At 58.9% G+C, this 21,756-nt stretch carries 12 protein-coding genes and 1 pseudogene; 9 read left to right on the top strand and 4 right to left on the bottom strand.

The genetic code is table 11. From position 1 onward, the window contains the following. Positions 1-20: 20 nt before the first annotated feature. From QMK47_RS04750 to QMK47_RS28665, 3 genes and pseudogenes are all read right to left on the bottom strand, one after another. The gene (locus QMK47_RS04750; protein WP_320412949.1) at positions 21-2,771 is read right to left on the bottom strand and encodes a Tc toxin subunit A; all 2,751 of its coding nucleotides are present in this window, start codon (positions 2,769-2,771) and stop codon (positions 21-23) included. Between the two features lie 25 nt (positions 2,772-2,796). Further along, positions 2,797-3,660 (bottom strand): methyl-accepting chemotaxis protein, encoded by an 864-nt coding sequence (locus QMK47_RS28660; RefSeq protein WP_408980855.1) that lies wholly within the window; start codon positions 3,658-3,660, stop codon positions 2,797-2,799. A gap of 42 nt (positions 3,661-3,702) precedes the next feature. Continuing rightward, positions 3,703-4,716: pseudogene (locus QMK47_RS28665) on the bottom strand (methyl-accepting chemotaxis protein); the annotation flags it as partial. Positions 4,717-4,952: 236 nt separating this feature from the next. Between QMK47_RS28665 and QMK47_RS04760 the strand changes: the two are divergent. Both QMK47_RS04760 and QMK47_RS04765 read left to right on the top strand, forming a co-directional pair. After that, positions 4,953-5,660: a histidine phosphatase family protein gene (locus QMK47_RS04760; protein ID WP_320389871.1), complete on the top strand. Its 708-nt coding sequence runs from the start codon at positions 4,953-4,955 to the stop codon at positions 5,658-5,660. An 8-nt stretch (positions 5,661-5,668) separates the two neighbouring features. Next, positions 5,669-6,517 carry a phosphatase PAP2 family protein gene (locus tag QMK47_RS04765; protein ID WP_214512168.1) on the top strand — a complete coding sequence of 283 codons (849 nt, stop codon included), beginning with the start codon at positions 5,669-5,671 and terminating at the stop codon, positions 6,515-6,517. 152 nt (positions 6,518-6,669) lie between these two features. Here the strand turns inward: QMK47_RS04765 and katG are convergent, their stop codons facing one another. Then, complete coding sequence (katG, locus tag QMK47_RS04770; protein ID WP_253471481.1) at positions 6,670-8,934, bottom strand: catalase/peroxidase HPI; 2,265 nt, start codon at positions 8,932-8,934, stop codon at positions 6,670-6,672. A 368-nt stretch (positions 8,935-9,302) separates the two neighbouring features. On the opposite strand from katG, the gene QMK47_RS04775 reads away from it, so the two are divergent. The 7 genes from QMK47_RS04775 (at position 9,303) to QMK47_RS04805 (ending at position 21,622) form a co-directional block, all read left to right on the top strand. Continuing rightward, complete coding sequence (locus tag QMK47_RS04775) at positions 9,303-9,923, top strand: hypothetical protein (protein WP_320389872.1); 621 nt, start codon at positions 9,303-9,305, stop codon at positions 9,921-9,923. A gap of 254 nt (positions 9,924-10,177) precedes the next feature. After that, positions 10,178-11,884, top strand: coding sequence for a ShlB/FhaC/HecB family hemolysin secretion/activation protein (locus QMK47_RS04780; protein WP_301300322.1), 1,707 nt, complete (start codon positions 10,178-10,180; stop codon positions 11,882-11,884). Positions 11,885-11,908: 24 nt separating this feature from the next. Further along, the gene (locus tag QMK47_RS04785; RefSeq protein ID WP_320389873.1) at positions 11,909-19,243 is read left to right on the top strand and encodes a DUF637 domain-containing protein; all 7,335 of its coding nucleotides are present in this window, start codon (positions 11,909-11,911) and stop codon (positions 19,241-19,243) included. 7 nt (positions 19,244-19,250) lie between these two features. Further along, the gene (locus tag QMK47_RS04790) at positions 19,251-19,496 is read left to right on the top strand and encodes a hypothetical protein (RefSeq protein WP_214512173.1); all 246 of its coding nucleotides are present in this window, start codon (positions 19,251-19,253) and stop codon (positions 19,494-19,496) included. Between the two features lie 371 nt (positions 19,497-19,867). Then, a complete protein-coding gene (locus QMK47_RS04795) occupies positions 19,868-20,371 on the top strand; it encodes a hypothetical protein (RefSeq protein WP_320389874.1) in 504 nt (167 codons plus the stop codon). Positions 20,372-20,458: 87 nt separating this feature from the next. Next, positions 20,459-20,860 (top strand): DUF6911 family protein, encoded by a 402-nt coding sequence (locus tag QMK47_RS04800; RefSeq protein ID WP_320412950.1) that lies wholly within the window; start codon positions 20,459-20,461, stop codon positions 20,858-20,860. Positions 20,861-21,028: 168 nt separating this feature from the next. Further along, positions 21,029-21,622 carry a hypothetical protein gene (locus QMK47_RS04805; protein WP_320389876.1) on the top strand — a complete coding sequence of 198 codons (594 nt, stop codon included), beginning with the start codon at positions 21,029-21,031 and terminating at the stop codon, positions 21,620-21,622. Positions 21,623-21,756 lie beyond the last annotated feature (134 nt).

A 21,756-nucleotide genomic window follows, 5' to 3' on the forward strand; every position in this document is an offset into this window, starting at 1 on the left:
TGAATAAAAAAATGTTCGCCTCAATGGCACGCAGCGATCAGTCCTTCACCGACGATTTTCCAGGCCTGCGTCAGGCTGTCGTTATTGAGTGTGGCGGCCATGAGCAGTTGGCTTGCCGACAGGCCCGTGCTCAAGCAACACGCCTGGCAACGCATGACCCAATCCACGGCTTGCATCGTGGTGGCGCGTTTGGGCGTCAGCAGCGCTGTCAGGCAGCCCACTTGCTCGGGGCTCCAGCCCAGCAGGTGGGCCAGCAGGCCGTTGACTGTCCCTGCTGAATGTTGCGGTAGGTCTTGGTTGGCGAGCTGCAAGTAATGCAACAGGTTTTCTTCTGACTGCGCCTGATGGCGCGCGCAATGATTGAACCGTTCGAGCAAATACAGCGTTTGAGGTGTAAGCGTTCCTGAACTGTTCGAGGCTAACCACGTGGGATGGTCCATCAACACCTGTAGCGTGCTGCTGCTCAGATGCAATTTCTGGCAGGCTTGCGCGGTGCGAAGCACGTGTGCCAGCAATGGCGGAGTTTTGTCGACAGTGGCGATGATGGCCTCGACCATGTCTTTGGCATTCGTGCCGGCCATTTTCATCACGCTGGGAAGGTATTCGGCGGACACGTCAGCCGAATCGTGCAGCAGTGTTCCTACCAGGCGTTGATAGTCGCTGGTGGACCGGGCGTGCTCTCGCAGTACGGCCAACCGCTCTTCCAGTTTCTGATTCAACGGCAAATCGGGTCCGATAGATTCGAACAGGCGACACCACTGCAGCACATCGAGATGGTTTTGCTTGAGCCAGTCCACCGCCCAATCCATTGCCATCAATACGTCGAGAATGTCGGGGTGCGCGGTGTCCAGTGCTCCCGTCACCAATGCCCGGCAGAACGTATCCCCACCCAGTAGCCGAGCCAGCTCCGTGCACTCAAGAGGCGACAGGCCAAACATCCGGGCGATACGGGCCTGGCGGTAGAGCGAAGAGATCGTCGGCAAATCGTTTTTCAGCGGCAGGTACTTTTTAGTCTGTTTCACAAGCAGCAACAGCGCGTCCTCTGTGAGGGCAAGCCCCAGGCCAGCACCGAGGTAACTGAGTGTCTTGAAGTCTGCGGTATCAAGGCCTGTCGCCTGCTTCCCCCACGCAGGGCTTTGAAGAAGACCGCTGCGATTGAATACCTGGTCGTACAACGAAACACGCTCTGCGCTAGCACAGGTCGGCATGTCGCTCATGAGCGAGGCAAACTCTTCTGGTGTGATGCCACGGCGCCGCTTCATGTACTGATAGACCCCAAGCGCGCGCAAGGTATTGGCGCTGAGCGTCATCAGGGTGTTGCCTTCCGAATGCATGCTATTGATGAGCAACGTATCCAGTTCGGCAAAGGGAATGCCGGTCCATTGCTGCAATCGGACCATTCGCTGCATGCGGTCGAAGCGCTCGTAGGACTTGTGACTGAACCCTTGCCGGGCCGTTTGGGTTTCAAGCACCAGGGCGGGGGAAGAAGTGTCGGGACCATTGATGTAAGCAGGACTCTGGCGGTTACGAGTCGAGGGCGGGATATGGGTCGAGGAGCGAGGCCTGTATCTGCCATGCCCCAGTAGTTGCTCAACCTGTTCCGTCGACAGCCCGGTGCGCTCCTTGAAAAATGTGAAATCACCCAGGCGCCCGACATCTTGAGTGCCGTAGGCTTTTTTCAAGGCCTCGAAATCGGAACCCGAAGCGAGCGGTGCGAGCAAGAGTGCCTGCTGAGCCGGACTGAGCCCTGAAAGCAGTTTTTGCGCTTCGACAGGCGATTGCGAAACGTGTCCATACGTTGAGCCGTCCTGGCAAAACGGCAGTTTCAGGCTGATCCGGTAATTGACTTCACCCAGGGCGGGTTTACCTGCGCCCAAGCCAAGCAGGCATTGATGGTGGTGAAGATCATAGGGCAGTGAAAAGGGATAGTGTGCGTCGGCCAAGGCCTGATGGACGGTTGTGCCGTCATCGAGACTGGCCTCGATATGGCTGCACAACGTGTCGTTGACGATGTTGAGCATCGGGCGCGCAACCAAGGCACTGTGTGGGTCGAGCATCAGCGTGTCGAGGTCCGGTCGACGTTTCTCCAGGAGGATCTTGCGGGGGTGGGTGGAGCTGTTTTCCAACTGCCTGGCAAACAGGTACAGCGCACGCAGGTAGGCCACGGGCGAGTCGATCGCGGCGATGTCACCGTCCTTGCAAAACTGATCCCGGTTTTCCTGGAACAATGCTTGATAGCTGATCGGCCCGGATGTCGAGTCTGAGTCCAGGCTGCGTCGCACACGGGGCTTGGTGTCGCTGGAGCTGAGTTGATGCTCCAGGTACAAGCGGCTGATCTGCCGGGCGTGGCTCGACGCATTGTCGTAGGCCTGCCCGGCATCTGCATCGCAGTGCCTGGCGAGCGCCTGGGCGAACTGCGTCTTGCCCAGGTGCAGGATGTCGAATACCGATGTCAGCCCCATTCGTTGCAGGGCGGTCTTGAAATCGGTTTTGGCAATGCCCTCGTCCATTGGCGGGGCAACGAGCTTGTGCAACAGAGAGCCGTTGTCTGCATCCATGTAGGTGCCTCTCCTGTTCGAACGGAATGTTCTTGTCAGGAGAAAACCGTACAGCAGTACGCAAAAAAAGACGGTAGGACGTGGGCGGGAGATGTGTACGAAAGAGCGATTCGTGGGGCTGCGCTGATGCAAACCCTGTGGGAGCGAGCTTGCTCGCGATGGCGTCGGATCAGTCAGCATTGAAGTTGACTGAACCACCGTCTTCGCGAGCAAGCTCGCTCCCACAGTGCGTAGGGCGTTAGACGCGGAAGTGGCTGACCATCATCTGCAACTGATTCCCCAACCGCGCCAGTTCGACGCTGGAGGCGGCGGTTTCTTCGCTGGCGGCGGCGGTCTGTTCGGACACGTCGCGCACGTTGATGATGCTGCGGCTGATCTCCTCGGCCACGGCGCTTTGCTGCTCGGCGGCAGCGGCGATCTGCTGGTTCATCGACTGGATGTTCGACACCGTGCGGGTGATGTTCCCCAGTGACGCGCCGGCCTTGCGGGTCAGGGCCACACTGCTGTCGGTGAGGCTGCGGCTGTTGTTCATCACGGCCGCTACTTGTTGCGTGCCGTTCTGCAGGCCGGCCACCAGGCCTTCGATTTCTTCGGTGGATTTCTGCGTGCGCTGGGCCAGGCCACGGACCTCGTCGGCCACCACGGCGAAACCACGCCCGGCTTCACCGGCGCGTGCCGCTTCGATCGCCGCGTTGAGCGCCAGCAGGTTGGTCTGCTCGGCCACGGCCTTGATCACGTCCATGACGCTGCCGATCTTGTCGCTTTCCTGTTGCAGCACGGTCATGGCGTCGGTGGAGCGCGCCACTTCGCTGGCCAGGCGCTCGATCTGGGCGATGGCTTCGCTGACTACCTTGTCACCGGCGCGGGCTTCGCCGTCGGCGGCGGCCGCGGCCTGGGAGGCCTCTTCGGCGTTGCGGGCCACTTCCTGCACCGTGGCGGTCATTTCGTGCATGGCGGTCGCGACCTGATCGGTCTCGACTTTCTGGCTGTTGACCCCGGCGCTGGTCTGCTCGGTCACGGCGGACAGTTCTTCGGCGGCGCTGGCGATCTGGGTCACGCCATCGCGGATGCCGCTGATCAGGTCGCGCAGGGTCACGCCCATGCGCGCGATGCCTTGTTGCAGCACGCCGAGTTCATCGCGGCGAGTGACGTTGACCGTGTGCGACAGGTCGCCACCGGCAATGCGCTCGACCACGGCCAGGGTATCGCGCAGCGGGCCGGTGATCTGGCGCGTGATGATGACGGCGGCAATGACGCCGACCAGCAACGCCAGCAGGGTGCTGATCAGTTGCAGGGTGCGAGCCTCGGCACTTTCGGCGTCGCGGCGGTCGAGTTGGATCTGGTACAGCTGTTCGCTCAGCGTCACGATTGACGCGCCCTGGTCGGTCATTTCCTTGCGTGCCTGTACCGCGTCGGCGGTGGCCAGCTTGAAGGCCTGCACGGCGCTGCGGTATTGGGCCAGGGCGTTTTCCAGTTGGCGCAGTTCATCCTGGCGGGTGCTGGAGAAATGCTCGTTCAGCGGCTTGAGCGAGGCGATGGCGGCGTCCAGCTGGGTGACGGCCTTGCGTTCGGTGTCGGCGTTGCTGTTGGTGGTGTAGCCGCGCACTTCATAGCGGGCCAGCATGAAGTCCTGCTTGGCCTGGGTGATGGCCTGGAACTGGGCGAAACGCTCGTCGCCGGCGCCCATTTTCCGCACGTCCGAATCCAGGGTCTCGATCAGCTTGTAGGCGATCTCGGCGTTAGCGCCCATGGCATCGCGGGCGGTGTTGCCCGTGCGGTAGGCGCTGCGCATTTTGTTCAGGGACACCTGGTAGGCGCTGATGACTGCGCTCTGCTCCTTGAGCAACTTGACGTTTTCCGGGCTCTTGAAGCTGCTGAGCAGGGCGTTCTGTTGTGTCACGAAACTATCGAGCGTGGTCTGCACGTTTTGGGCGGCGGTCTCGTCACCGTTGGTCAGCATGTATTGCAGGCGCGTGACCCGAAGCTTGGTCAGGCTGGCGTTGAGCTGGGTGATGTCGCTCATCCAGTTGCTGCGGTCGATCAGCCCGCCCAGGCTGGTCCAACTGGTCAGGGCCAGCAGGCAGGTCAGTACCAGCACCAGGCCGAAGCCCAGGCCCAATTTCATGTTGACGCTAATGTTGCCAAACCAGCTGTTCATCAAATTCCTCCAGGAACGTTGTGCTGCTTGATCGTCGGTACGCTGGAAGATTGTTGTTGTTAAGAGCCAGCAAGAGCATGTAACAGGGCTGTATCGGCCGGGGGGGCAAGATCTGTAAGTTTTTTTCCGGTATCTGTGGGAGCAAGCTTTGCTCCCATCCCAAGCTTTTTTTCACATCTGTTTCACCGCCTGCCTACGTCGGCCTCTCTACTGTCGCGCCATTGAATGACTGGGTGATGCCGTCGGGGCGGCTTGATGTGGAACTGAAACTGAGCCTTTTCGGCCTGAGGCGCTCGATCAATACGCGGCGCTTTGCCCGCTACCAAAACGCTGTGGTCGTGCTGGCCTCGGCGCTGCTGGTCATTCCGTTGACCCTCTGGCTGCTCAGCCCGGCGACGATACCGGACCTGGCCCACGGCAACGTCGCCGGCGCCCGGGCCTTGGCCGATGGCTGGGCCAAGGGTGAGATGATCGTGCTGGTGCGTCATGTCGAGCGCTGCGACCACGCCAAGGCTGCGTGCCTGAATGATCGCGAAGGCATCACTGACCGGGCCCGTGCCGTTGCGGTGGGCCTGGGGGCGCGGTTCGAGCAACTGGGCCTGGATAACACCGACCTCTACAACAGCCCCCTGGTCCGTGCGGCCCAGACGGCGGGCTACATGTTCAACAAGGTGAGTGCTGGCGACGACTGGCTGATCAATTGCCGCCACGACCTTCTGCGCAATGCCCTGGCCCACAAAGTCGCCGGGCGCAACCTGATCCTGGTCACCCACAGCGAATGCATGCAGGCATTGGAAACCGAGCTCCACCGGCCCACCTCGACGTTTGGCTACGGTGCTTCGCTGTTCGTCTCCGCCGCCCAGCCACAAGCACCGCAGTTGCTCGGTTTTATCGAAGCCTCTGACTGGCGCTCGGTGGCTTTCAGTAACCTTTCCCACGATTAGGACCGCCCATGCTGACGTCTGCTCGCGCCCGTTTCTACGGGCTCAATCTTGGAATTCCCCTGGTCTGCGCCGTGGTGGTGTTCTTGCTGTTCGACTTGACCCGCATCGACATCGCTTTCAGCAATTTATTCTACGACCCGTTGCACCAGGTCTTTCCGTTGGAGCACGTGCGGCTGTTCGAGAAAATCACCCATAAGTGGGCCAGGATCATTCCGAACTGGACCGGCGAGGCGGCGATCATCGGGGCGCTGCTGTCGTTTGTCTGGCCGATCTTCAAGCCACATAAGCGCCCGAGATTGCTTCGCCTGTTGGAGAAAGCCCGCTTGGCCACGCCGTTGCGTTTTGCCCACAAGCATCGGCGCGACTTTCTCTACGTGGTCTTCGCCTTTTCCCTCAGCACCGGGGTGATCCATTACCTCAAGGGTCACACCAGCGTGTACTGTCCGGTGGAAACCACCCAATACGCCGGCAAGATCGAGCACAAGGAATGGTTCCAGAATTTCGACCTGCTGAAAGTCGCCGGTGACGGTCGCTGCTGGCCCGGCGGTCATGCGTCCGGCGGCTTTACGATGCTGGCGCTGTATTTCGTTGCCCGCCGTTACCGCTGGCGTCATTCGAAAGCCTTGATGCACGGGGCGTTGGTGCTGGGCTTTGTCTACGGCACGACGCGGGTCCTGCAGGGCTGGCATTACATGTCCCACACGTTCTGGGCGGGGATTTTTGTCTGGTTGAGTTGTTGGCTGATGGCGTTGCTGTTTTATGGACGCGAGGCCTTGGAGCAGCCTGTGTTGAAACCACAGCGAGCGGCGCAGGCGGCTGTCGTGCCGGCGTCGGGTAACGCACATTCGTCAGCCTGAAAGCCAGGCAAAAAAAAGCCCGCTGGGAGAGCGGGCTAAAACCTTAGTTTCTTGAATGAGCGAGGCGACTGTACCCAATCACGCGGGGGCGTGGGGTGAAGAAAAGTTCATGAGGCCGCCTCCTTGCACGACCTCATTCCCGCGGGTTCTTCTCACCTGAGATCAAACCGATCCAGATTCATCACCTTGACCCACGCCGCGATGAAGTCCTTGACGAACTGCTCTTGCGCATCCGGGCTGGCATAGACTTCGGCCAAGGCCCGTAGCTGGGCGTTGGAGCCGAAGACCAGGTCGACACGGGTGCCGGTCCATTTGACCTGGCCGGTCTTGCGGTCGCGAGCCTCGAAGGTTTCCTGGGTGTCGGAAAGGGCTTTCCACTCCACGCCCATGTCGAGCAGGTTGACGAAAAAGTCGTTGGTCAACGTCCCGGGTCGTTGGGTAAAGACACCGTGCGCCGTGTGGCCGACGTTGGTGTCCAGCACCCGCAGACCGCCGATCAATGCCGTCATTTGCGGGGCGCTGAGGGTCAGCAGTTGGGCCTTGTCGATCAGCAACGCCTCGGCAGACACGCGGTACCGGCCCTTGAGGTAGTTACGAAAGCCATCGGCGATAGGTTCGAGAAAACCGAACGACTCGACGTCCGTCTGCTCCTGACTCGCGTCCATGCGTCCCGGCGCGAACGGTACCGTCACGCTGAGCCCGGCATTTTTCGCGGCTTGTTCAATACCGGCGCTGCCGGCCAGCACGATCAGGTCTGCCAGGGAGATTTTCTTGCCGCCGGACTGGGCTGCGTTGAACTCATTCCGGACCCCTTCGAGGGTCGCCAGCACCTTGGCCAGTTGTTCGGGCTGGTTGGCCGGCCAATCTTTCTGCGGGGCCAGGCGCAGGCGGCCACCGTTGGCGCCGCCGCGTTTGTCGGAGCCACGGAAGGTGGAAGCCGCGGCCCATGCCGTAGACACAAGCTGTGAAACCGACAGGCCCGAGGCCAGTAGCTTGCCTTTGAGGGCGGCGATGTCGCTGTCGTTGACCAGCGGATGGTCGACCGCCGGGATGGGGTCTTGCCACAGCAGTTCTTCGTTGGGCAGTTCCGGGCCGAGGTAGCGTGAGAGCGGGCCCATGTCGCGGTGGATCAGCTTGAACCAGGCGCGGGCAAAGGCGTCGGACAACTGGTCGGGGTTGGCCAGGAAGCGCCGGGAGATTTTTTCGTAGATCGGGTCGAAGCGCAGCGCCAGGTCGGTGGTCAGCATCGTGGGGTTACGCCGTTTGGACGGGTCGTGGGCATCGGGGATGATGCCCGCGCCTGCACCGTTTTTCGGCGTCCATTGGTGCGCGCCGGCCGGGCTCTTGGTCAGTTCCCACTCGAAGCCGAACAGGTTCTCCAGGTAGTTATTGCTCCAGCGGGTGGGGGTGGTGGTCCAGGTGACTTCCAGGCCACTGGTGATGGTGTCGGGCCCCTTGCCGGTGCCGAAGGTGCTCTTCCAGCCCAGGCCTTGCAGCTCCAGGCCAGCGGCCTCGGGCTCGGCGCCGACATTGTCCGCAGGGCCTGCGCCGTGGGTCTTGCCGAAGGCGTGGCCGCCGGCAATCAATGCCACGGTTTCTTCGTCGTTCATCGCCATGCGGGCGAAGGTTTCGCGGATGTCCACCCCGGCGGCGACCGGGTCCGGCTGGCCCTCGGGACCTTCCGGGTTGACGTAGATCAGCCCCATTTGCACGGCGGCCAGCGGGTTCTCCAGGTTGCGCCCCTCGTCAGTGCGGCTTTCTTCGTTGCCAGGCTCGGCCACCAATTGGCCTTCGCCGGGGTCTTGCATGGCGGCTTTGTCGGGCTTGGCGTAGCGAACATCGCCCCCCAGCCATTTGTTTTCGGAACCCCAGTAGACGTCTTCATCCGGCTCCCAGACATCGGCGCGGCCTCCGGAAAAACCGAAGGTCTTGAAGCCCATGGACTCCAGCGCGACGTTGCCGGTGAGGACGATCAGGTCAGCCCAGGAGATATTGCGACCATACTTCTGCTTGATCGGCCACAGCAGCCGACGTGCCTTATCGAGGCTGACGTTGTCTGGCCAACTGTTGAGCGGTGCAAACCGCTGCTGGCCGGAACCCGCCCCACCGCGCCCGTCACCGGTGCGGTAGGTGCCTGCACTGTGCCAGGCCATGCGGACAAAGAGCGGTCCATAGTGGCCGAAGTCTGCCGGCCACCAGTCTTGCGAGTCGGTCATCAGTGCATTCAGGTCCTGTTTCAAGGCCTGGAAGTCCAGGCGCTTGAACGCTTGGGCATAGTTGAAATCCTCGCCCATGGGATCGGACAGCGAGGAGTGCTGGTGCAGGATCTTCAGATTCAGCTGGTTCGGCCACCAGTCGCGGTTCGTCGTACCACCGCCAGCGGCGTGATTGAACGGGCATTTCGATTCGTTTGCCATGAGAAGCTACCTTTGGTCGTATTCATCCAGCTATCCAGCCCGGCCGGGCTCTGGATAGCGACAGGCGAAATAAATGACACAGGGCGCAGGGCTCACAGTTCGCTCAACTGATCGTGTGCGGCCACACGGCAACACACGAGAGGTCTAGTTACCAATGGTGGCCCACGGCAAGCCCAGTACGTTTCTGAACGCTTCGTATCTCTTTGTCAGGTTTCACGGGCCGGATTACACCAGCCTGAATTCAGGCTAGTCCTCCTTTGCCAGATAGCTAATAGGCGCAGTGTTAACGGTCGATAGGGATAATCTTTTATCGAAGCCAAGCGGCGAGGCAGATGATATGAATGGCGCCTGCCGTGACGGACCCAATAATGAACAAATGCCCGCGCAGCACGGCCTTCCACGAAGCGGGTCATGCCCTGGCCTTTTGGTGGAACGGCCAACCGATTAAACGCATCACCGTGCGTACCAAGGCTGAAGCCTGCACGGGACCTCTGTTCGACCTGCGCGGCAACCCGCAATACGCAGAAGGGTTGGTGGAAGCTGACTACCTGGTCGCGCGCCCGGCCTTCGACGCCCCGGGGATCGCTGAATTCCTGCCCTCGATGGTCGATGCCATTGAGCGTGACCTGCTCCATTGCTTCGCGGGGCCGGTGGCCGAAGCGGTCTACCGGCATCGCCGGTCCGATCGGTTGATCAGGGGCAGCGGCCGCGGTGACCTGGACCGGGGGCACGAATTGATCAGCCTGCTGCCACCGCGCAAACTGCTCGACGCCCAATCCCGGGCGATCGCGCGTTGCAGTTGCCTGGTGCACCGTTATTGGCCGGCTGTGTGTGCGGTGGCGGACCTTCTTCAGGCGCGAGGCATGGTCGAAGGCAACGTCGTGACGACGCTGCTGGGCGAGATCACTGGGCAGTCGCCCACCTTGCTTGGCAACGGGGTTAAAGGCCTTGATTCGCGAGCGGGAAGCGGCAAAGGCGCGCTCACTTAGGAAAACGATGAACCTGTGGCGAGGGAGCAAGCTCCCTCGCCACGGATTTACGACTGCCTGAGTGAACTGCGTTACTGGCCGGCTCGGGCGTTACAGAAGTGTTTTTTCGCTGTGATTGTCGACGCCGTCTGTGAGACGCGTCTCTTTTTTACGTAGAAAATCTCCTCTCCCTTGAACCGAAAGCGATATGCAGGGTCTGGTGTGCGCGCAGTGCTATGCACGCCTGCTGTCATTTCTGTATCGAGGGATCGAACATGTCCGTATTTGCCTTAGGGACGAGGCTAGTTGTTGCGTCGCTGTGTTTTCTGGCGATGAACATTGCTGTCGCTGCGCCAACCCCCGGCGACACGGACCTGATCCGTGAACGTCAGGATCGCCTGCTCCAAGAGCAGCGCCGACGCCTTGAAGAGCTCAAGGACCTGCCCGGCAAGGAAGCTAAGCCGGCCCAGCCGACGGCACCTGTCGATACCCGTTGCTTCCCGATCAAGACCATCGAGCTCAAGGGCGCCGATGCTTTGTCCGATGCGGAGCGCGAACGCCTGCTCAAGCCTTACATCGGCCAATGCCTGGGCGTGCCGCAGCTCAACGAGCTGCTCAAAGTCATTACTGACCATTATCTCGACAAAGGCCTGGTCACCAGTCGCGCCTACTTGCCGCAACAGGACCTGTCCAGCGGTCACCTGCAAGTGCTGGTGGTCGAGGGGCGGCTGGAAGGTTTGAAGGGTGCCGAGAACAGTAAGCTGTCGGATCGCGAGTTGGCGATGGCGTTTCCCGGCAAGACCGGCGAACTGCTCAACCTGCGCGAAATGGAGCAGATGGTCGATCAGCTGAACCGTTTGCCGTCCAACCGTGCACAAATGGAACTGACGCCGGGGCAGAACATCGGTGGCAGCGAAGTGCGGGTCAATAACACCCCGCAAAAACCTTGGCGCGCCGGCCTGTCACGCCATAACGACGGCCAAAAAAGCACGGGCGAGCAGCAATGGGGCGCCTCCCTGGACTGGGACAGCCCCCTGGGCCTGGCTGACCAACTGGCCTTGCGCGGCGGCCACGATGCCGTCAGCGATCACCAGAAAACCTCGCGCAACGGCATGCTCTATTACAACCTGCCGTTTGGCTGGTGGAACCTGAGCTACACCTACAGCCAAAGCGAGTACCGCGCCGTGGGCCAGGCCAACGGCTTCAATTTCAAGCAGAGCGGCGACAGCCAGAACCATCAGGTGCGCCTGGAACGTGTGGTCCATCGCGACGCGGTGAGCAAGACCTCACTCAGCACTGGCCTTGCGTACCTGCGCACCAACAACTTCATCGAAGACAGCAAGCTCGCCGAGAGCAGCAATCGCATCAGCGAGGCGCAGTTCGGCATCAACCATGGCCGACGGGTCGGCAATGCCTTCGTCAACCTCGATCTGGGCCTGCAACAAGGTATCGGCGCCCTCGATGCCCAGGGCGATCATGAGCCGGGCCCTGGAGTGCCGGATGCGCGCTATCGCAAATACACCGCCACCCTCAGCTACCTGCAACCCTTTGAACTGGGTGGCGAATCCTTCAGCTTCAGCAGCCTGATGACCGGCCAGCGCAGCGAAGACGTGCTGTTCAGCCCGCAGCGCATGAGCCTGGGCGGCCTGTCGTCGATTCGTGGCTACAAGGACCAGACATTGTCCGGCGACAGCGGCGGCTACTGGCGCAACGACTTGCGTTGGAGCCGTCCGGTGACCGTGGAATGGCTGCGCCCGGTGTTCGCCGAGTACGGCACCAGCCTCGGTTACGACCAGGGCGTGATTAGCGGTAATCGCTACAACGGCGATCAGCACGGGCGCATGTCGAGCAACTCGCTGGAGTTGTTCGCCCGCGGTGAGCACCTGAGCGCCAGCGTCACTTTCGCCCATTCCCTGGAACGTCCGGATGCCCTGACCGAGCGCGAAGCGCCGATCTACTTCCGCGTGGATGTATCTATCTAATTTTTGCTGCAACGAGACCTGATCATGGACGACCGCCAATACGCCTTCCTGGCCCGCCAGCCTTCTGCTGCCCTGCAAACCCGCGACGCCTTCTGGGGTATGCCCAAGCGCGGCCTGGCGTTCCTGCTGGCCAACGTCATGTTCTGGCAGCCGATGTGGGCCCAGGCGGGCGGTATCGTGGTCAGCGCCCCGGGCACCAGCCTCGGCCAGGCCGGCAATGGCGTGCCGGTGGTCAACATCGCCAAGCCCAACGGCAGCGGCCTGTCCCACAACCAGTTCAAGGACTACAACGTCGGCAGCAACGGCGTGATCCTCAACAACGCCACCAATCCCGCCCAGTCCACGCAACTGGGTGGGATCATCCTCGGCAACCCGAACCTCCAGGGTACGGCCGCGAAGGTCATCCTCAACGAAGTCAACGGCGGCAACCCCAGCCAGTTGCGCGGCTACACCGAAGTGGCGGGGCAGTCGGCCCATGTCATCGTCGCCAACCCCTATGGCATCACCTGCAATGGCTGCGGGTTTATCAATACCCCAAAGGCGACCCTGACCACGGGCAAGCCGATCATCGAAAACGGCCAGGTGGGTCGCTATCAGGTGGACCAGGGCAGCGTCGCCATTGAAGGCGCGGGCCTCAACGTGAACAACGTCGACCGCTTCGAAATCATCACCCGCAGCGCCAAGATCAATGCCGAGATCCAGGCGAAGAACCTGACCATCGTGGCTGGGCGCAATGACGTCAATGCCAATACCCTCAACGCCACTGCCCGGGCCGATGACGGCAGTGCGAAACCGGAGCTGGCTATCGACTCGTCGGCGTTGGGTGGGATGTACGCCGGTGCGATCAAGCTGGTGGGGACTGAGGCCGGGGTTGGGGTGAAGCTGGATGGCAAGATGGTTGCCAGTGGTGGCGACATCCAACTCGACGCCAACGGGCATTTGAGTTTGGCGCAAACCACGGCGGCAGGCGCCGTCGAGATCAAGGCTCAAAGTCTGGACGCCCAAGGGACGATCTATGCCGGCAGCCATGTTCAGGCGACGACCAAGGGCGCTCTCAGCAACCAGCGCGCCATCGCGGCGCGCGAGAAGGTCACGCTGACCACCGACGGCCAGCTCAACAACCTCGGCATCATCGAAGCGGGCGTCAACGTCGATAACACCCGCAACCAGATTGGCGATGTCGTGCTGACCGCGGCGAATATCGACAACCGCGGGCAGAGCGTCATCGCCAGTCGCGACTTGAAAGCCACGACCACGCAGACCCTCGACAATCGCGGCGGCACTTTTTCCGCCGGCAAGACCCTGACGCTCGACAGCAAGGACATCGATAACCGCGCCGGCACGCTGGTCAGCCAAGGCAAAATTCAAGCATCGGCCACTGGGGCGTTGGATAACCGTGATAAAGGGATCATCGCCAGCAACGGCGAGCAGACCCTGGTCGCCGGGACGCTGAAGAACAGCGCAGGCGTCATCAGCAGTAACAGCCTCCTGAAGCTCGAAGCGAAAACCCTGGATAATAGCGGTGGCAAGATTGCCTCCGACGCGGCACTGACCCTTAGGGGCGGCAATGTTGAAAATAGCGCAGGACAAATCACCAGCCAGGGTGATCTCGTTGCCACGCTGAAAAGCTTCAACCAGCAGGATGGCAAGTTGGTCAGCCAGGGGAAACTGACCCTGACCGCAGACCGTATCAACAACAGCGACGATGGTTATATCGCCTCGGTCAAGGCGATGAGCCTGACCGCTTACCAGCAACTGCTCAATAACGGCGAGGCAATCATCAGCACTGAGCAGGGGCTGACGATCAGCGGCGGCGGTCTCGATAACACCAAAGGCAGCCTGCTCAGCCAAGGTGACCTGAAGGTCGATATCACTGGGGATTTCCTCAACCAGGATGGCAGCGCCATCACCCAGGCCGGGAACGTGGATATCGAGGCGAGCAGTCTCGATAACCGTGGCGGTGTCCTTGCCAGTGTCGGCGGTTGGCTGAAAGCCACGCTGGACACGGTGTTGGATAACGGCGAGTCGCTCACCTCGGCCGACGCAGTTGGGTTGATCCAGGCACAGTCCGTCGATCTCGATGCGAAACAAGCGGTGCTCAACAATGGCGGGCAGGTTTCGGCTTTGTCCGGTGACGTTGATATCACCACCGCCACGCTTGAAAACCGCAACGGTGCAGTGCTAGCCAAACAGGCCTTGACTGTCCGTGCTCAGAATCTGGACAACAGCGATGGACGCGCAGCGGCAAACGCCATTGATTTCGGTCTGACCGGGGCTCTGAACAACCAGCGCGGTCTGGTGGAAGGCTCCAATGGCCTGCTGATCCGTGCTGCGTCAGTTGATAACCAGGGCGGCAAGTTGCGCTCGGTGGGCAAGCTGGGGACCGCGACGCTAACGGTTGATCAACTGCTGGACAACCAGGGCGGCGTCATTGAAGCGGCCACCCAGGACCTGTCCTTGCAGATGGCAGGCTTCAAAAATGCTGGCGGCAATGTTCGTCATGTGGGCACCGGCACGTTAGGCGTGGACCTCGCCAGGTTCAGCAACATCGGCGGCAGCCTGATGACCTCAGGCACCCTGACCGTCGACGCGGCGCGTTGGGACAACAGCTCGGATATCCAAGCCAATGTCCTGAACCTGAAGGTGGGCCAGCTCAATCAGACCAGTAGCGGCAAGTTGGTCGCGGTACAAAGCCTGTTGGCTACGGGCGGCACCTGGAACAACGCGGGCATCATCAGCAGCGACGTTGATTTGGATCTGAAGCTGACCGGCGCTTATGTCGGTACCGAAAACAGCCGCCTCAGCAGTGTCGATCAATTCGATCTGAGCACCGCCAGCCTCGATCTCTCCAGCGGCTCGCGCCTGGCTGGCGGTGGCATGACCACCATCACCAGTCTCGGTGCGCTGAATAATGCCGGCCGGATCACCGGCGGGGGCAAGTTCTCCCTGGCCGCCACGAGCCTGGTCAATACGGGCACGCTGGGTGGCGCCGAAACCGTCGAACTGCTTGCCAACGAGGCACGTAACGATCGCGGCCTGATCTTCAGCGGCGCGGACATGGCCCTGCGTTTCAATCGCTTCACCAACTATCGTGCGGACGTCTACAGCCTGGGGGCACTGAATGTCGCGGCCCGAGATGGCGTCGCTCGCAGCGTGTTGCTGGAGAACATCTCCGGCACCCTTGAGTCGGCAAAGGACATGTCGCTGCGCAGCGACACCCTGATCAATCGCAAGGACGTCTTCTCCACCACCGATGAGCTGGTGTCGGGCTCCATCAGCGTCAAATGCTATGACTGCGGTGGTGACTACCACAACGTCGACTATATCGCCCGGGAGACCTACCAAAGCGTAGTGCTTGAAGACTCGGTCAGTGCCACCCTGATGAGTGGGGCGAAACTGACCGTTGATGGCTCTGCGGTGACCAACCAATACAGCGTGATGGCCTCGGCCGCCGACCTGCTGATTACCGCCGACAACTTCGCCAACGTTGGTGCTGCTTCCGGCACCAGCGTCAGGACGCGCACCTGGAACACCGGCCGGGTCACCGATGGTACCGACGAACGTTTCCGCCGCAGGATCATCGTCCCCTACAACGCCCAGGCCAACCCGAAACAAGTGCCCGTCGATGCGCTCAACAACTTCCGTCAGGAGAGTGACATCACCACTGTGACGCCAGGGGAGTCGCTGGCACCGGCGGTCGTTCAATCGGGCGGTAACATCAGCATCCAGGCTACGCAGCGCCTGGAGAACAACAGTGTCGTGCAGTTCCGGGCACCGTTGGCGGGCGCAACCAAGTCAGCGGCCACCGATGTGACCAACGCCGCACAGCCGGCGGTTGTGGTACTCAACCCGCAGTTGCCGCCGGATCTGGCCCAACAACAAGTCAACCCGACCACCATGCCCGGGTTCACCTTGCCGACTGGCGAGAATGGTTTGTTCCGTGTCGTCGACAGCGCGGCCGCAGCGCAAGACAGCCACGACCAGAGTCGGGCCGCTGTCCAGGGCTCAGACGCCAGCCGGGTCATCAGCGGCCCCAAATATCTGATTGAAACCAACCCCGCGTTGACCGACCTCAGGAAGTTCATGAGCTCGGACTACTTGCTGGGTAACCTGGGTTATGACCCCGATACCAGCTGGAAGCGCCTGGGCGATGGTTTGTACGAACAACGCCTGATCCAACAGGCGGTGCTGGCTCGCACTGGGCAGCGTTTCATTGCCGGACAGACCAGCGACGAAGGCATGTTCAAGTACCTGATGAACAATGCCATCGCCAGCAAGGAACAACTGAACCTGGCCCTTGGCGTGACCCTGACTTCGCAACAAGTCGCCGCGCTGACCCACGACATCGTCTGGATGGAAGACCAGGTCGTCAATGGCCAACATGTCCTGGTGCCGGTGCTTTACCTGGCACAGGCCAACAACCGGCTGATGGCCGATGGCGCGTTGATCCAGGGCAAGAACCTCACCCTGATTGCGGGCACCGACCTGAAGAACGCCGGGACGCTGCGTGCCAGTGAGAACCTCTCGGCGGCAGCCGGGAACAACCTGATCAACACGCGCCTGGCCGAGGCTGGCGAGCGGCTCAAGTTGGTCGCGGGCAAAGACCTGGTCAACATGCAAGGCGGCATCCTCAAAGGCAAGGACGTCGAGCTCTCGACCTTGACCGGCGACATCCGCAACGACCGGACCATCACCACCATCGAGAACAGCGGCAAGGGCTTCAGTTCGAAAACCTCCGTTGTCGACAACGCCGCGCGCATCGAGGCCGGTAACAACCTCACCATGCGTGCAGCGGGCGATTTGCTCAACGTGGGCGGCGCGATCACTGCGGGCAACAACGCGGACTTGAGTGCGGGCAAAGACGTCGTCATCTCCGCGGCTCGCGAAGAAAGCGGCTCGATGCGTCAGGACAAACGCCACTTCTGGGAGCAGAGCCAGACCGTTCAGCACGCCAGTGAAGTCAAGGCGGGCGGTAACCTGAACGTCACCGCCGGCAACAACCTGACCGTAGTCGCCAGCCATCTCCAAGCCAAAGGCGATATCAACCTGAGCGGTAAGGATGTCGCCCTGATCTCGGCGGCGAACGAGAACTCCAGCGAGTACCGCTACAAGCGCAGCGGCAAGAAGATCAACAAGGAAGAAGACCATGTCTCGCAGCAGGCGACCACCCTCGATGCCGGGGGGGATGTAAGGGTTGCTGCGCGCAATGATCTGTTGATGGTCGCGAGCAAGATTGCGGCGGGTAACGAGGCGTATCTGGTGGCGGGTAAGCAGCTGAGTCTGCTGGCTGAGCAGAACCGTGATTACTCGCTGTATGACATGAAGAAGAAGGGGAGCTGGGGCAGTAAAGCCGCACGACGGGATGAGGTGACGCAACTCACCCATATCGGAAGCGAGATCAGCACCGGGGGCGACCTGATGTTGGTCAGCGGTGGCGATCAGACCTACCAAGTGGCGAAGCTGCAAAGCGGCAACGACCTGATCATCGACAGCGGCGGGCGCATCACCTTCGAAGGGGTCAAGGACTTCCACGACGAGAGCCATACCAAGAGCAAAAGCGACCTGGCCTGGTACAAGATGAAAGGCGAGGGACGGACCGACGAAACCTTGCGCCAGAGCGCTCTGGTTGCCCAAGGAAAGTTGGTGATCAAGGCCGTCGATGGGCTGCGCATCGATGTCAAACAAGTGGATCAGCAGAGTGTCAGCCAAACCATCGATGCAATGGTGAAGGCTGAACCAGACCTGGCCTGGATGAAAGAGGCCCAGGCCCGGGGCGACATTGACTGGCGCCAGGTGAAGGAAATCCACGACAGCTTCAAGTATGACAACTCCGGTCTGGGGGCCGGGGCCAAGATTGCCATCGCGATTTTGATGTCGTTCATCATGGGGCCGGCAGGTTTCGGACTGTCGGGCACCAATCTTGCGGTCGCCACCAGCCTGAGCACCACGGCGGTCACCAGCACCATTGAGAACAAAGGCAACCTGGGACTCGCGCTGAAGGAAACAGTCAGCGCCGATAGCTTGAAGAGTGCGGCGATTGCCGGTTTTACTGCCTATGCATCCGCATACGCGGACCAAGAATGGTTTAGTAGTACCGACAGCTCCAGCACGACCACTCAAGGCGTCGAGCCGTCGACGGGTTCGGCGGGGTCGGCAGGTTCGGCATCGAGCGCGAGTAACTCCTCCAAGGATATCTTCCGTTGGAACACCGCGACTGACACTGCAATCCGCACAACCGGGCAAGCAGTGATCTCCAGCGGTATCTCCACCGCGATCGGTGGTGGCAGCTTTGGCAGCAATTTCAATGCTGCCCTGTTGGGAGAGGCCGGCAATGTGGCGATGGCGACCGGCTTCAACTGGGTGGGCGATACCATCAAGTTCCCCGATGGCGGCCCACAGAAAATTGTTGCCCACGCGATCATGGGTGGCCTGCTGGCTGAGCTGACGGGCAGCGACTTCAAGACCGGTGCGGTTGCCGCCGGTTTGAATGAAGCGCTGATTCCCGGCATGGCCAAGGTGGCGGGTGAAAACAAAGATCTGCAACTGATGCTGTCGCAACTGACGGGGCTTCTGGCAGCGGCTGCGGTCGATGGCGACCTGAATACAGGTTCGACGATCGCCAAGAAAGCGACGGAATTCAACTATCTGTTCCATGCCGAACTGGTCGAAAGAGAACAGAAGCTCAATACGTGCGCCTCCCCGGCGGCTTGCCAAGCCGTTAGGGACCATTACAACAACCTTGATACGACTCGGAACAACGAGTTCGGACAGTACTGCCGGAATAACCCGGCGAGCTGTTTGCAAGTGACGAAGCAGTTGGTGGATGAGATTCCGGCTAATGAGAAGATGCTGCATGACGGCAGGAGCGCGGGGTTCGATCGTTCGGCAGCGCTTTGGGTAATTACCCGAGGTAACGAGCGGGCCATCAATACCGGCATCATCGAGAATACGCGCACCGAAAAAGGCGAGGGTGCTGCATTACTGGCGGAGCTTGCGTCGGATGGATTGAATCAGGACCGGGGGCTGTTCTCGTCGACGGCTGGGGGTAAGGGTGGTACAACCGGGGTTAAGGTTGGGGTTGTGGGAGGGGGTGCAAAAGAAATTGGAACGATTACTACCAGAACAACAAAGAACACCACTCGACTGGGTGGTGAGGCTGGTGAGCCGGGAGTAAAAATAACCTATAAAGATGGTACGGAATTCGATATGACTAGTACTCGAGTTAAAGAAACAGAAGCCAACCCTTATGTACCTGGAGCAACACGTCCGATTAGATATGAAGACGCTCTAGATAATAAAGGCATCAAACGAGCTCCTACTCAGCAGGAGCTGGACTGGTTTAACAGCATTAAGTGGTAGGCGGGCTATGATTGATTCGAAAATCGGAGAGAGAGTGATGGTGTCTATTCATTCGGAGTATGGGCCGTTCATTAGAGTTTCAACATATGATGATGCAGGCGCACTAGAGGATTTGTTGGACGAAAAATATTTCGTGCTATATTGGAAGTCGACACCCCCTGAACTGGTCGGTGATGGAGGGAATGAATATTATTTTGGGAATGCTGCGGATCCTGTGAAACTACAGTTTATTTTGGACTCAATTATTTTGTGATTGAACTGTTGGCTCAAAAGGGACAGAGAAGGTTCCAGGTTTTGGCGAAGTAGATGACTTCTTTGCATCACAATCGGCTAATCTCAATACAAAGCTGGGAACAAAGATTGGTAAAGGTCGCTTGCCGTATGAAAAGAGTAAGACTGAAAAGGGGACAGATTTATTTTGTGAGGCGCAGAGGGTCAGGCTCATTGCTTTTTTTGGTTTATAAATAGATCTGTCCCCTTTCCTTTTATTTTCTGACGGGTAACCTCGGCACTACGATTCGAGTCGCTGCAGCGGCCAATGGTGTACTCCAGGCAGGCCACGGTGCAGGCCAAGTCTACGACGGTGATACATGGAATGGCATCGGCAATATCGTGGTCGGCGCCATGAATGCTGCGAGCCTTGGGATTCCAAAGATCGGTTCCTCTGGACGTGTCAATGGTAGTGCAGGTGCAAAAGGCGCTGCGTCCAAGAATGCGAATGCAACAAGCATGCTTACGGATCTGGAAGCCGCTGCGCTGGTCGAGAGAAATGTAATAGAAGGAACGGCTAAGGGAGCTGCACCAAAAGTGGCGGCAGAGGGAAAGGTAGGAGGACAGACCTTTCAAGACGTCAATCAAACCTCTCGTCCGCTCAACGAGGCAGATCCAAAAATACCTTCGTTGATCACGAATAGAATTGCAGATAAAGCCGCTTCGAATCCTGGCAAGCTTTATCCAAACGGAAATATGAAAGATGCCCACGCTGAGATCGGTGTGATTCAGCAAGCATATAGCGCTGGTAAAACCACCGGAGCGGACATGTCCATGACAGTCGCAGGAAAGGATGTATGCGGATTCTGCAAAGGCGACATAGCCGCTGCCGCGGAAAAGGCTGAGTTGAAATCTTGAATCGTAAGAGCTATAGATGATAAAACAGGACTGCCGAAAAATTATTACTGGGAGTCAGGTATGAAGTCCATTAAGGAGAAAAAATAGATGGTAATCGGAGGGTATACGCTTAGTCCTGAGTGCGGTAGATTGCAAATCCCTCTTGTTCATCAGCCGACCATGGAAGATGTTAAATCCATTATATATGAATGTGGTAGATTCGATGGTGTCACTTCGTTGTCTATTACCCCTGTACCTGACGTTGGGCCTTACGAAATCAATCTTTATGCTGATTCTGGAAATTATCTTTTGATGTTGAATCAGTACTTGGATGATGGGGAACACGTTGTGCGTACCCTTAATAATACGTCAGCTGGAACAAAGCTGATTGACGTATTGGGTGATTGCTATCAAGCGAATTTAATTACAAGAGATATAGGGTTCGTTGTTTCTTGTTTTCAGGAGTTTTTAAGTTTTGGTGATGTAAGTTCATTGGTGTTAAGTGTTTAGGGCGAAAAAGTGCTCAAAAAAAGGGGCAGATTTATTTTGTGAGGGCAGAGGGATAGGCTCATTACTTTTCTTGGGTTATAAATAAATCTGTCCCCTTTCCTTTAAATATTTGAATCCTCAGGGCGTTAAAGTTATATTCGACTCGTCTAGAAATAGGTGGGTTCCGGAATGAGCTACGATGTAAACATTGAAATCTCTTGGCATGCACCTGTAGTGCCTGCCAAATCTTTAGCCGGAATTCCTCTGTTAATATCAGTGGCTGAATTCGAAAGGGTGCTTGGTCGTTATTTGGTCGATGAAGGTAAAGCTCTTTATCAGTTTGAAGGTTCGCCAGTTCTTTCCATGGTAAAGGGTCTCGACTCGGATGGTAATGGGGGATATGGTTTCTCTGTTTTTGATAGGGATTTGACAAATTGGCGTTTGTTTTTTAATAGTCCAGAACATGCGGGTGCTGATCCTCGGGCGCTATATGTTGTTGTCCGCTCTTGGAAGATTTATGCGGTTAAGGTTTTGATGTTTGAAAAGTACAGGGGCGGCGGCAGGCCAGTAAATTCATACAAGGGTAAGTTGGCTTGTGGTGTAGGTTTGGGTGACCTGTTAAGTGATCTTCAGCGTTGCGCTGAGCTAGAGTTTGATGCCGAAGAGGAGTGGTATGTTGCTATGGGTGATTATAGTGGTCTGGAGGTTTCCGGGTATGGTGTGAGTTTGGAAGATAATTCGAACCAAGTTGTAATGGCTTTGGCTGTTCTGGTGGATGAGTAGTCGCAGGTGTTCGAGCTTATTTAACTTGTGTCGAGGGATATTGCTGTGCTCATTCAAAAGGTGGGTCGATTTAAATTGCACTTACGTAACGGTTAGTCAACGGATATACCTATAAAAAATGAAAAAAGACTGGC

The sequence above is a fragment of the Pseudomonas sp. P9_35 genome (genome assembly GCF_034008205.1).
In the GTDB taxonomy this organism is placed as follows: Bacteria; Pseudomonadota; Gammaproteobacteria; order Pseudomonadales; family Pseudomonadaceae; genus Aquipseudomonas; species Aquipseudomonas kilonensis.